The sequence below is a fragment of the Gallibacterium anatis DSM 16844 = F 149 genome (assembly GCF_000379785.1).
In the GTDB taxonomy this organism is placed as follows: Bacteria; Pseudomonadota; Gammaproteobacteria; order Enterobacterales; family Pasteurellaceae; genus Gallibacterium; species Gallibacterium anatis.
This window is the reverse complement of the sequence record NZ_KB903739.1, coordinates 615-11,250: the sequence shown is the minus strand read 5'-3', so window position 1 is coordinate 11,250 and position 10,636 is coordinate 615. Positions and strand designations below refer to the sequence as shown.

Genomic DNA, 10,636 nt, shown 5'->3' with positions numbered 1-10,636 from the left:
ATTTCCACGCCTTCCGGTAACTCGATTGTTCCTGTTACGTCAGTTGTACGGAAATAGAATTGTGGACGATAACCTTTGAAGAATGGAGTGTGACGTCCACCTTCTTCTTTTGATAATACGTAAACTTCTGATTCGAAATCTGTGTGTGGAGTGATTGTACCTGGTTTCGCTAACACTTGACCACGTTCNATTTCTTCACGTTTTGTACCACGTAATAATGCACCGATGTTTTCACCTGCACGACCTTCGTCTAACAATTTACGGAACATTTCTACACCGGTTACTGTGGTTTTCGCAGTTTCTTTGATACCTACGATTTCTACTTCTTCACCTGTACGAATAACACCGCGTTCTACACGTCCTGTTACTACAGTACCACGACCTGAAATTGAGAATACGTCTTCAATTGGTAACAAGAACGGTTGGTCTACTGCACGTTCCGGTTCAGGAATGTATGTATCCAAGTAGTTTGCTAATTCAAGAATTTTTTCTTCCCANNNNGNNTCNCCTTCTAANGCTTTTAATGCTGAACCACGTACGATTGGAGTATCATCACCTGGGAAATCATATTGTGATAGAAGTTCACGAACTTCCATTTCTACTAATTCTAATAACTCTTCGTCATCTACCATATCGCATTTGTTTAAGAATACGATGATGTATGGTACACCTACTTGGCGTCCTAATAAGATGTGTTCACGAGTTTGTGGCATTGGACCGTCCGTCGCTGCTACTACTAGAATCGCTCCGTCCATTTGCGCCGCACCGGTAATCATATTTTTTACATAGTCGGCGTGTCCCGGACAGTCAACGTGTGCATAGTGACGAGTTGCTGTATCGTATTCAACGTGTGAGGTGTTGATGGTGATACCACGCGCTTTTTCTTCTGGCGCATTATCGATTTGGTCAAATGCACGAGCTGCACCACCGTAGTGTTTTGCTAATACGGTTGTGATTGCTGCGGTTAAAGTTGTTTTACCATGGTCAACGTGGCCGATTGTACCCACGTTTACGTGCGGTTTTGTACGTTCAAATTTTTCTTTAGACATGGAAAGTCCCCTAAAAAAACACGGTTATCGATGGCGTAAATTACCACATTAACCAAAGATAATTACAGGATATAAAAAAGGAAAGAAAAATAGAGGTGGTGCTGATAGGCGGATTTGAACCGCCGACCTCACCCTTACCAAGGGTGCGCTCTACCAACTGAGCTATATCAGCGTGGAGCGGGCAGCGGGAATCGAACCCGCATCATCAGCTTGGAAGGCTGAGGTAATAGCCATTATACGATGCCCGCACCTATATTCATCTGTCCCATCATAAAATGGTGGAGGGAGAAGGATTCGAACCTTCGAAGGCTGAGCCGGCAGATTTACAGTCTGCTCCCTTTGGCCGCTCGGGAATCCCTCCACTGTGCTAATGCTACTACTTACTTTTAAGATGGTGCCGACTACCGGAATCGAACTGGTGACCTACTGATTACAAGTCAGTTGCTCTACCTGCTGAGCTAAGTCGGCATCGTTAAGCAAGTGAGGCGTATTATAGGGATCTTTTTTCTTCTGGCAAGCCTTTTTTTCAAAAAAAACGGTATTTTTTATTGTTAGACTAAATCTCAAGCAAAAACTGTTCGTTTTTTACAGTTTCAGTACTCTATTTGATACTGTTAATAATATTTATCGCTTATAGACTAAAATATAACCTATTCCAATTTCCGTATTGCTTGATGTAATCTTCCTTGTGACTGCTCTAACAACACTTTTGCCTGAGCTTTATCCAAATTGCCTAAAATCATCATAATAGCCAATTTCGCCTGATTATCCGCCAATGATAAATAATGCTTTGCGGTATCGCGATCACATTCTGTTGCTTGCATCACAATATTTACCGCTCGATGCCGCAATTTTTCATTGGTCGCTTGCACATCCACCATCAAGTTTTGGTAACACTTACCCATTAACACCATACTGGCGGTAGAAAGCATATTCAGCACCATTTTTTGTGCTGTTCCAGCTTTTAACCTGGATGAACCAGTTAAGACTTCCGCTCCAACTATCGGCGTGATTGAAATATCTGCTATTTTTGACATCTCTGAATATGCATTACAGCTAATTGCTATGGTTTTCGCCCCACAGGTTTTAGCATACTCCAACCCACCCAATACATAAGGAGTTCGACCGCTTACTGCCAAGCCGACCACCACATCTTTGTCTGAAAGCTGAACCTGCATTAAATCCACTTTACCAGCCTCGCTGTTATCCTCCGCATTTTCTACTGCTTTCCGTATCGCCCTGTCACCACCTGCGATCAGACCGATAACTTGTCCAAACGGCACGCCAAATGTCGGCGGACACTCTGACGCATCCAAAACCCCTAATCGACCACTTGTTCCTGCACCTTGATAAATAAGGCGACCACCTTGCTGAAAGGTACTAACAATAACTTCAACTGCCTGTGCAATTTGAACTAATTGGGCGTTCACTGCTAATGCTACTTTTTGATCTTCCTGATTCATTAACTGAACGATTTCTAATGCAGAAAGTTGATCTAGATTTAACGAAGAGATATTACGTTGTTCAGAAGTGAGTTGTTCCAAAGTTTTAAAAAGAGAAGTCATCATAAATCCTTATTATTAATCTTATCCGCTAAATGAATTGCTCCTAAAATTGCGTTTTTGCTTGCTCCTGTTACAGAGGGCAAATTACCGCTTTGATGATGTATGGTACGATATGCCAACCACGCAAAAGCAGTGGCTTCCATAAAATCGGCATCAATGCCACTCTGATTACTATTTCTGATTCGCCAATTCGGTAATAAATCCTGCAAACGTTGCATTAAAACCGGATTATTCGCACCGCCACCGAACACCCATAACATTGTTTCAGTTTGTAATTTCGGTAATTGTTCAACTATTGTCTGTGCTGTTAATTCCAATAACGTTGCTTGTACATCAACAGCAGCAATTTGCGGTAATGCATCAAGTTTTTGTTGTAACCAAGGTAAATTAAACAGTTCTCGTCCTGTACTTTTCGGTGGTAACTGATGGAAATACTCGGTTCGCAAACAGCTTTGTAATAATGCCGTATTCACTTGACCTTGTGCTGCCCATTCACCGTTTTGATCGAAGTTTCTACCCTGCTGCAATTTAATCCAGTTGTCCATCAAAGTGTTGCCCGGCCCGGTATCAAAGCCACTTACTGTTCCGTCCGGATATAAAACAGTGACATTACTGATACCGCCAATATTAAGCAATACGGTTAAATGTTTCGGATCAGAAAAAATCGCTTGATGAAATGCCGGCACTAACGGCGCACCCTGACCGCCATATGCCATATCTTTACGTCGAAAATCGGTGATTGTGGTAATTCCTGTTTGTGCCGCTAATAAATTGCCGTCCACCAGTTGCATTGTGAACGGATATTTTCCCGTTGGCGCGTGCCAAACTGTCTGCCCGTGACAGCCAATCGCAATAATCTGCTCTGCCGCGAATCTTTGTTGCTGCAAAATTTCTCTAACTTGCTCAACATAAAGCCAAGATAACCGCTGTTCAATTTCACCCAATTTCTGCAAAGTTGTCACACCGCGCATTAAATCTGTCAAATCATCACGTAAATCCTGCGGCATAGGTGCATATAATGAAGCCACTATTCGAGGGAAGGCATTTGAAAAATCAACAATAACGGTATCTACACCATCAAGGCTAGTGCCGGACATCATTCCGATATAAAGATTGGGTTGCATAAAAAGCTATCTATGGGGAAAACAATAGACGATACCTTACCATTTTCATCAGCAAGAATAAATTAACTTTAAATAGAAATATTAACGAAGGATAAGATGGTGGGCGATACCGGTCTCGAACCAGTGACCCCCTCCTTGTAAGGGAGGTGCTCTCCCAACTGAGCTAATCGCCCGAATAGAAATTCGTTGCTATTAACAATAGTGGTGGGCGATACCGGTCTCGAACCAGTGACCCCCTCCTTGTAAGGGAGGTGCTCTCCCAACTGAGCTAATCGCCCACATTGTTAATATTGGGTGATTGTCATAAGTGGTGGGCGATACCGGTCTCGAACCAGTGACCCCCTCCTTGTAAGGGAGGTGCTCTCCCAACTGAGCTAATCGCCCACATTGTTAATATTGGGTGATTGTCATAAGTGGTGGGCGATACCGGTCTCGAACCAGTGACCCCCTCCTTGTAAGGGAGGTGCTCTCCCAACTGAGCTAATCGCCCACATTTTGTGTTCGTGGCATTATAATTATAATTTATGTTCAGTCAATCGCTTTTTGACTTTCCTTAGCCAACTGTTTTAAAAGTAAACATAAATATCAAGTTTTTATTAAGAATAATGCTAACTCATAGTAGAATAGAACCGTTTTTATTCTTTATTTATAGGCAGAATATAATGGAAATCGAAAAATTATTTAATTTAGATCCGAATGTAACAGTGCGCACTCGCTTTGCACCAAGTCCAACAGGCTATTTACACGTTGGCGGTGCCAGAACTGCGCTTTATTCCTGGTTATACGCTAAACACAATCAAGGTGAATTTGTACTTCGTATTGAAGATACCGATTTGGAACGCTCCACCCAACAGGCAGTTGATGCCATTTTGGAAAGTATGGAATGGTTGGGTTTGTCGTGGGATCACGGCCCTTATTACCAAACCAAACGCTTTGATCGTTATAATCAAGTGATTGATCAAATGTTGGAACAAGGTTTAGCTTATCGTTGCTACTGCAGCAAAGAACGTTTGGAAAACTTGCGCGAACAGCAGGAAAAAAATAAAGAGAAACCACGCTATGATCGCCATTGTTTACACGATCACACACATCACGATCCGAGCGAACCTCACGTTGTTCGTTTTAAAAACCCGACCGAAGGTTCAGTGATTTTTGATGATGCCGTGCGTGGAAAAATCGAAATCAGCAACAGCGAACTTGATGATTTAATCATCCGCCGCACCGACGGCTCTCCAACTTACAATTTCTGTGTTGTGGTTGATGACTGGGATATGGGCATCACTCACGTTGTGCGTGGTGAAGATCACATCAATAACACACCTCGCCAAATCAATATCTTAAAAGCACTTGGCGCGCCTGTGCCACAATATGCACACGTTTCAATGATTTTAGGTGATGACGGTCAAAAATTATCTAAACGCCACGGTGCGGTCAATGTAATGCAGTATCGTGATGAAGGTTATTTACCGGAAGCGTTGTTAAATTATTTGGTTCGTTTAGGTTGGGGACACGGCGATCAGGAAATTTTCTCTATTGAAGAAATGGTAAAATTCTTTGATATTCATCAGGTTAGCCGTTCAGCCAGTGCCTTTAATACCGACAAATTGCAATGGGTAAACCACCATTACATCCGTGAATTACCAGTAGAAAAGGTAGCTCATTATCTTGAATGGCATATGGAAGAACAAAAAATTAATACCCAAAATGGACCAGAATTAACCGAAATTGTAAAAGCACTAGGTGAACGCTGTAAAACCTTAAAAGAAATGGCAACAGCCAGCCGTTATTTCTACGAAGATTTCAGTGAATTTGATGAAGCAGCAGCGAAAAAACATTTTAAAGCCACAGCTATTCAGCCATTAAGCGTTGCATTAGAAAAATTGCGTCAACTTCCGGAATGGAAAGCTCACGAATTACATCAAGTGATCGAACAAACCGCTGCTGAATTAGAAGTCGGAATGGGTAAAGTCGGTATGCCGTTGCGTGTTGCCGTTACCGGTGCCGGTCAATCTCCATCATTGGATATTACCCTCGAACTTATCGGTAGAGAACGTTGCTTAAATCGCATTCAGAAAGCGATTGAATTTATTAAGAATAAAGTGGAAAACGCATAATAACTATTTGAAAAGATAGGGTAACATTGCTCTATCTTTTCAAAATCACTAATAATTAATGTTTTACAATTAAAACTAAAAATCTAAAAGATCATAAACTCATACAAAGCAACTGATAAATTAAATCCTATTTTTCCTTATAATTTCTCTGACAGCTCCGATACTTTTTCAATCACGCAATAATCCAAATCAGAATATTCAGACCGCAAACAATCAAAATTTTTGAGGGCATAAGCAATTTTCATTTGCTCGCTTTCGCGTAATTTTTCTTCTGCTACACCGCGTTGAATGCCGTTGCCTGTGTTTTTGGTTTCTGCCACAAAATAGATTTTGCTTTCACCTTTAAACACCACCGCCCAATCGGGGTTGTAATGGCCTAATGGGGTCGGGATTTTAAATTTTTCAGGTAGCTTAAAATAAAATTCTACGTCATCACTGCTTTCGCAATCTTGGGCAAATTGTTGCTCGGTTTGGGAATCTAAGGGGATATAGTTTTCATAAATGGTTTTCTGTTGTTCTGCCACTGCAAAAGTATGCTCATTTTTAAAAAATTCAAAATCCTGAAAGAGCGTCATTGCATAGGTTTTGCCGGCGATTTTGTGGTATTCCACGCCCTCTGCCATTATTTGTTGTAACGCAAGGTTGATTTTTTCGGCAACCAAATCAATAAACTGTTGTGGATTATGGAAAACTTCGGGCAGCCTTTGCGATTGTTGCAAAATCTGGCATAAGCTGATTCGTGTTAAGCCTGTTTTCTTTTGCAAGGCATTGAGCAAGTCAGGAATATGGAATGAAGAACCTGCATTGATTGCCCCTGTTGAGCGATATTGTGTGCCTATGCCTTGCTCGTTGATGGTTAAATAAGCTTTTTCGTGGCGGATTTGTATCGCTTCAATCGGTGGCATTTTGCGAATTTTTTCCACCGCATTTTCAATTAATGCCTGTTGTTCAAACTTCACTCGATAAGTGGTTTGATGCTGAATGCGTTGCCAAAGTGCTTGAAAATGAGGGTGTAGGCTGAAGTCTTTGCGATATTGAACCCGTTTTTTATCTTCACGTTTTTTGATATTGCTCTTGGCAAACTGCACACCGCATTCTTCTTCAATTTCACGCTGAAGGCTGACGGCAAATTGTTCATAGCTTTCATTGGCAATTACGGTGAGGATATTTTGGCGGCGGTCATAAATCCGTTGCCCTTGCTGATTCACTGGCAGCCTTAATCCTCGCCCGATTTCTTGGCGTTTTTTCATTTCGCTGGCGGTGTCGTTTAGGGTGCAAATCTGAAACACATTCGGGTTATCCCAGCCCTCTTTTAATGCGGAATGGGAAAAAATAAACCGCAAAGGGTTGTTTAAATCCAATAGCCGTTCTTTGTCTTTCATAATCAGGCGATAGGTGTCGTTATCCGCTTGCGTGCTGCCGTTGGTGTCTTTGGCATTGCCTTTTTTATCTTGGGAAAAATAACCATTATGCACGCCTTGCGGGTCGCTGCCTGAAAGCTCGCGATAAATGCTATCAAACCATTGGGCGAATTTGCCGCCATTGCGGTAATTATCTACTTTGTCAATAAAAAACAGAGAAAGCACTTTAATGCCTTGCTCACGCAATTTTTTCTCTTTTTGTAAATGCTCGGTAATGGTGCGGCGGATTTGCATTTGCTGAATCTCGTCTTTTAATTGGGAATAATCCGTTCCTTGATAAATTTCCACCCCATTGGCAAAGGAAACCGTTTGCTGATCGGTGTCCATTCCGCTCAAAATAAAGCCATTGCGATATTGTTCATTGCCTTTGGAAAGATCGAATAAATCTTGATTGGGCTTGACGGTGATGGTTTTTTTCTTCATCGCCTTTTTGTCGTTCACCAATAATTCAATTTTGGCTGACCAGCTTTTTTGACTCGTTTTGATTTCTTTCAGCGATAAATACACACCATTTAAATCATTGTCTGCCAACACGCTGTCCACCTCAATTTGCTTCACCAAGCCCAATTCATAGGCTTGCACGGGGTTGAGGCTGTAAACGGGATTGTAGGCATTTTTATGCGTGGCGGAATAACGCAAGGTAAACAGTGGCTTTAAACTTTCAATCGCTTTACGGCGGGTTTCGGTTTCCATATTTTGCGGTTCATCAATGATCACAATGGGCGATGCCATCTGAATATATTCAATCGGTGCAATGCCGCTTTCTCGAACCATATTCATCACATTGTTTTCTTTCGCAAAAGAATCAATATTAATCACCAAAATTTCAATATTATTGTTTTTAGAAAAGTCTTTTAATGCGTTCAGATTTGAGCTTTTATATTCGCTGTAGTTCACGCTGGGCTTATCAAAAACAAGGGAAAAATGATCTTGCGTGGCTGCCAAGGTGTGCAACACGCCCTCGCGAATGGCAACACTTGGCACAACAATCACAAATTTTTGCCAGCCATATTGTTTATTTAATTCAAAAATGGTGCGTAAATACACATAGGTTTTGCCCGTTCCCGTTTCCATTTCAACGGTAAAGTTTTTGCCTTGCTCGGCAATCAAAGTGCGGTCGGTTTTTGCTTTATTTTGTTGCTCGTGTAAATTGTTTTGCAAAACCGCTTCATTCAACTGCAAAGGGCGATTGAACCCAATGCGTTCATCATTTGGGCTGGTTAAAACCAAACCCTCTTCTGGTGCATTCCCTTGCCCTTTAAATAATTGAACCACCGCTTCCACTGCTTGCAATTGATAATCTAAGGTTTCAAATTGAAGTTGCATTTTCTTCTCCTTAAATCACCAATAAAGCAATATTCGCATCGCTCATTTGCAATTCGGTATTTTTCTTGAATGCGTCATCGCCGTTAAATAAACGATCCAGCATCACCACTTTTTGCGGTTGGCGTGTCATCACGTCATTGATTATTGATTCATTCACTTCGTTTAATATCAATGCCACGCGCTGATGGTTTTCTTCCACCCAATACACGTGATTTTCCCACCGCACTTTTGCCGTGAGGCTAAAGCCCAAACGCAATAATAATTCATACATCATCGCCTGCGTGTCGGTGTTCTCTGCCACAGGGTCGATAAACATTTGCAATTGTTTTTCTAAATCTTGTTCTGTGGGCGTTTGCCATTGTTTGAAATGGCTGCCTGAAAGTTTAAAGGCTTTAAAGCCTGTATCTAGGGTTTTGTCAGCGTGTTGCTCGGCAATTTGCTTACCTGCACGGCGAATACGTTCTTTAGAAATCTCGGCAATGGTGTGAAAACCTGCTTTAAAGGCTTCGGATGTTTCGTCCGTTTTTTCAGGTAGCTGTACGCAAATAAATTTACGGTTGCCCCCATCTTCGGCATTCAGTTGCATCACCGCGTGGGCAGTCGTGCCAGAGCCTGCGAAGAAGTCGAGAATGAGATCGTTCTTTGCTGTAACCATCTTAGAAAGTTGATAAATTAACCGCAGTGGCTTTTTACCATTTTTAAATTCAATGTCCCCTTCTTTGGATACGTTTCCCATATCAATATAAAAGCCTTCCCACCAATCACCCCTAATTTTTCTTAATCCTTCAGACTGATAAAAATCATCAGCCTTTCCCCAAGAATCTTTCAGTCTTAATAACTGACGTACTTTTCCCTTATTATTTAAAGTAAGCAGATATTCTCTTCCGTTATGTTGTACTTTTTTCCAATATCCGTTTTTGAGATCAGAAATATCTACATTACCAATTTTATCCGAGCAGACGATGTCTGCGAGGTGAGAGCGGACGATGTCTGCAAATTCTTCACTTTTAGCGTAAGCCTCAGACAATGAGAGTGCTTTTTTATTATTGAGATCTTTTGGAAATTTATAATCATACAATTCACTAATATTGCCGATTATTCCATCTTCCTTTAAATATAAAGAGTAGTGTTCATCATATTTAGGACGAGGATCATAAATAAGCGTTTTTGCAATATTTTGATGCCCATCTTTTGAGTAGCACAAAATATATTCTGCATTTTTCACAATATTCCCAGATTGAGCAGATTTAACTTTCATTCCTTGAGTTGTACTCATTTGGCAATGTAATGTCGCCACAAAATTCTCCTCCCCAAACACCTCATCACAAAGCAATTTCAGCTGGGCTTGCTCATTATCATCGATAGAAATAAAAATCACGCCATCATCACGCAATAAGTTTCTTGCTAAATGCAGGCGGGGAAGCATCATATTGAGCCAATTGCTGTGATAATGCCCGTTTTCTTTGCTGTTTTTCACAAAGGCACGCTTAAGTTTGCCCGCTTCGTCTTTATCGCCTACTTTTTCCGCATAATCGGCTTGGCTATCGGCAAAGTTATCTTTATAGATAAAATCGTTCCCCGTATTATACGGCGGATCGATATAAATCATTTTCACAGAATTAAAATAGGATTTTTGCAGAATTTTGAGGACTTCTAGGTTTTCACCCTCAATAAACACATTTTGCGATTGGGCAAAATCCACACTCTCCGCCTCGCAAGGAGTAAGCGTTTGTTGCGTTGGGGTTTGTAAAACCTGATAGGCTTCGGATTTTCCTGCCCAGTTAAGAGTATAGCGATCGAGGTGAGTGGCTATTTCGTTGGCAAATAATTGTTTAAACTTTTCAAAATCAATTTGCTGTTCAGAAAAAATTTCAGGAAGCAGGGATTTGAGTTGCGAGAGCTGTTGCGCCCTTAACGAAAGATGGTCAAGCTGCTGCGCTGCGCTGTGCTGTGCTGTGCTGTGCTGTGCTGTGCTGTGCTGTGCTGTGCTGTGCTGTGCTGTGCTGTGCTGTGCTGTGCTGTGCTGTGCTGTGCTGT

Annotated in this window: 6 protein-coding genes and 8 tRNA genes; 1 reads left to right on the top strand and 13 read right to left on the bottom strand. The window is 41.5% G+C overall.

Annotated features, from left to right (window positions below; genetic code table 11):
• The 11 genes from tuf to A3EO_RS0110940 form a co-directional block, all read right to left on the bottom strand.
• The coding region (tuf, locus tag A3EO_RS0110990; RefSeq protein WP_018347185.1) for an elongation factor Tu at nucleotides 1-1,049 on the bottom strand (1,049 nt) is incomplete at its 3' end.
• Between the two features lie 96 nt (nucleotides 1,050-1,145).
• A tRNA-Thr gene (locus tag A3EO_RS0110985) sits at nucleotides 1,146-1,221 on the bottom strand.
• Nucleotide 1,222: 1 nt separating this feature from the next.
• Nucleotides 1,223-1,297, bottom strand: a tRNA-Gly gene (locus A3EO_RS0110980).
• Between the two features lie 28 nt (nucleotides 1,298-1,325).
• Nucleotides 1,326-1,410, bottom strand: a tRNA-Tyr gene (locus tag A3EO_RS0110975).
• 31 nt (nucleotides 1,411-1,441) lie between these two features.
• Nucleotides 1,442-1,517 (bottom strand) — tRNA-Thr (locus tag A3EO_RS0110970).
• 182 nt (nucleotides 1,518-1,699) lie between these two features.
• Nucleotides 1,700-2,614: an N-acetylmuramic acid 6-phosphate etherase gene (murQ, locus tag A3EO_RS0110965; protein ID WP_018347184.1), complete on the bottom strand. Its 915-nt coding sequence runs from the start codon at nucleotides 2,612-2,614 to the stop codon at nucleotides 1,700-1,702.
• Nucleotides 2,614-3,738, bottom strand: coding sequence for an anhydro-N-acetylmuramic acid kinase (locus A3EO_RS0110960; protein WP_018347183.1), 1,125 nt, complete (start codon nucleotides 3,736-3,738; stop codon nucleotides 2,614-2,616). The genes murQ and A3EO_RS0110960 overlap by 1 nt, the downstream gene beginning before the upstream one ends.
• A gap of 97 nt (nucleotides 3,739-3,835) precedes the next feature.
• A tRNA-Val gene (locus tag A3EO_RS0110955) sits at nucleotides 3,836-3,911 on the bottom strand.
• A 29-nt stretch (nucleotides 3,912-3,940) separates the two neighbouring features.
• Nucleotides 3,941-4,016 (bottom strand) — tRNA-Val (locus A3EO_RS0110950).
• Nucleotides 4,017-4,046: 30 nt separating this feature from the next.
• Nucleotides 4,047-4,122 (bottom strand) — tRNA-Val (locus tag A3EO_RS0110945).
• 30 nt (nucleotides 4,123-4,152) lie between these two features.
• Nucleotides 4,153-4,228: transfer RNA gene (locus A3EO_RS0110940), tRNA-Val, on the bottom strand.
• Between the two features lie 172 nt (nucleotides 4,229-4,400).
• On the opposite strand from A3EO_RS0110940, the gene gltX reads away from it, so the two are divergent.
• Nucleotides 4,401-5,852: a glutamate--tRNA ligase gene (gltX, locus tag A3EO_RS0110935; RefSeq protein WP_018347182.1), complete on the top strand. Its 1,452-nt coding sequence runs from the start codon at nucleotides 4,401-4,403 to the stop codon at nucleotides 5,850-5,852.
• 137 nt (nucleotides 5,853-5,989) lie between these two features.
• Here the strand turns inward: gltX and A3EO_RS0110930 are convergent, their stop codons facing one another.
• Both A3EO_RS0110930 and A3EO_RS12945 read right to left on the bottom strand, forming a co-directional pair.
• A complete protein-coding gene (locus tag A3EO_RS0110930; protein WP_018347181.1) occupies nucleotides 5,990-8,599 on the bottom strand; it encodes a restriction endonuclease in 2,610 nt (869 codons plus the stop codon).
• A gap of 10 nt (nucleotides 8,600-8,609) precedes the next feature.
• Nucleotides 8,610-10,481 carry a site-specific DNA-methyltransferase gene (locus tag A3EO_RS12945; RefSeq protein WP_039152801.1) on the bottom strand — a complete coding sequence of 624 codons (1,872 nt, stop codon included), beginning with the start codon at nucleotides 10,479-10,481 and terminating at the stop codon, nucleotides 8,610-8,612.
• Nucleotides 10,482-10,636: the final 155 nt, after the last annotated feature.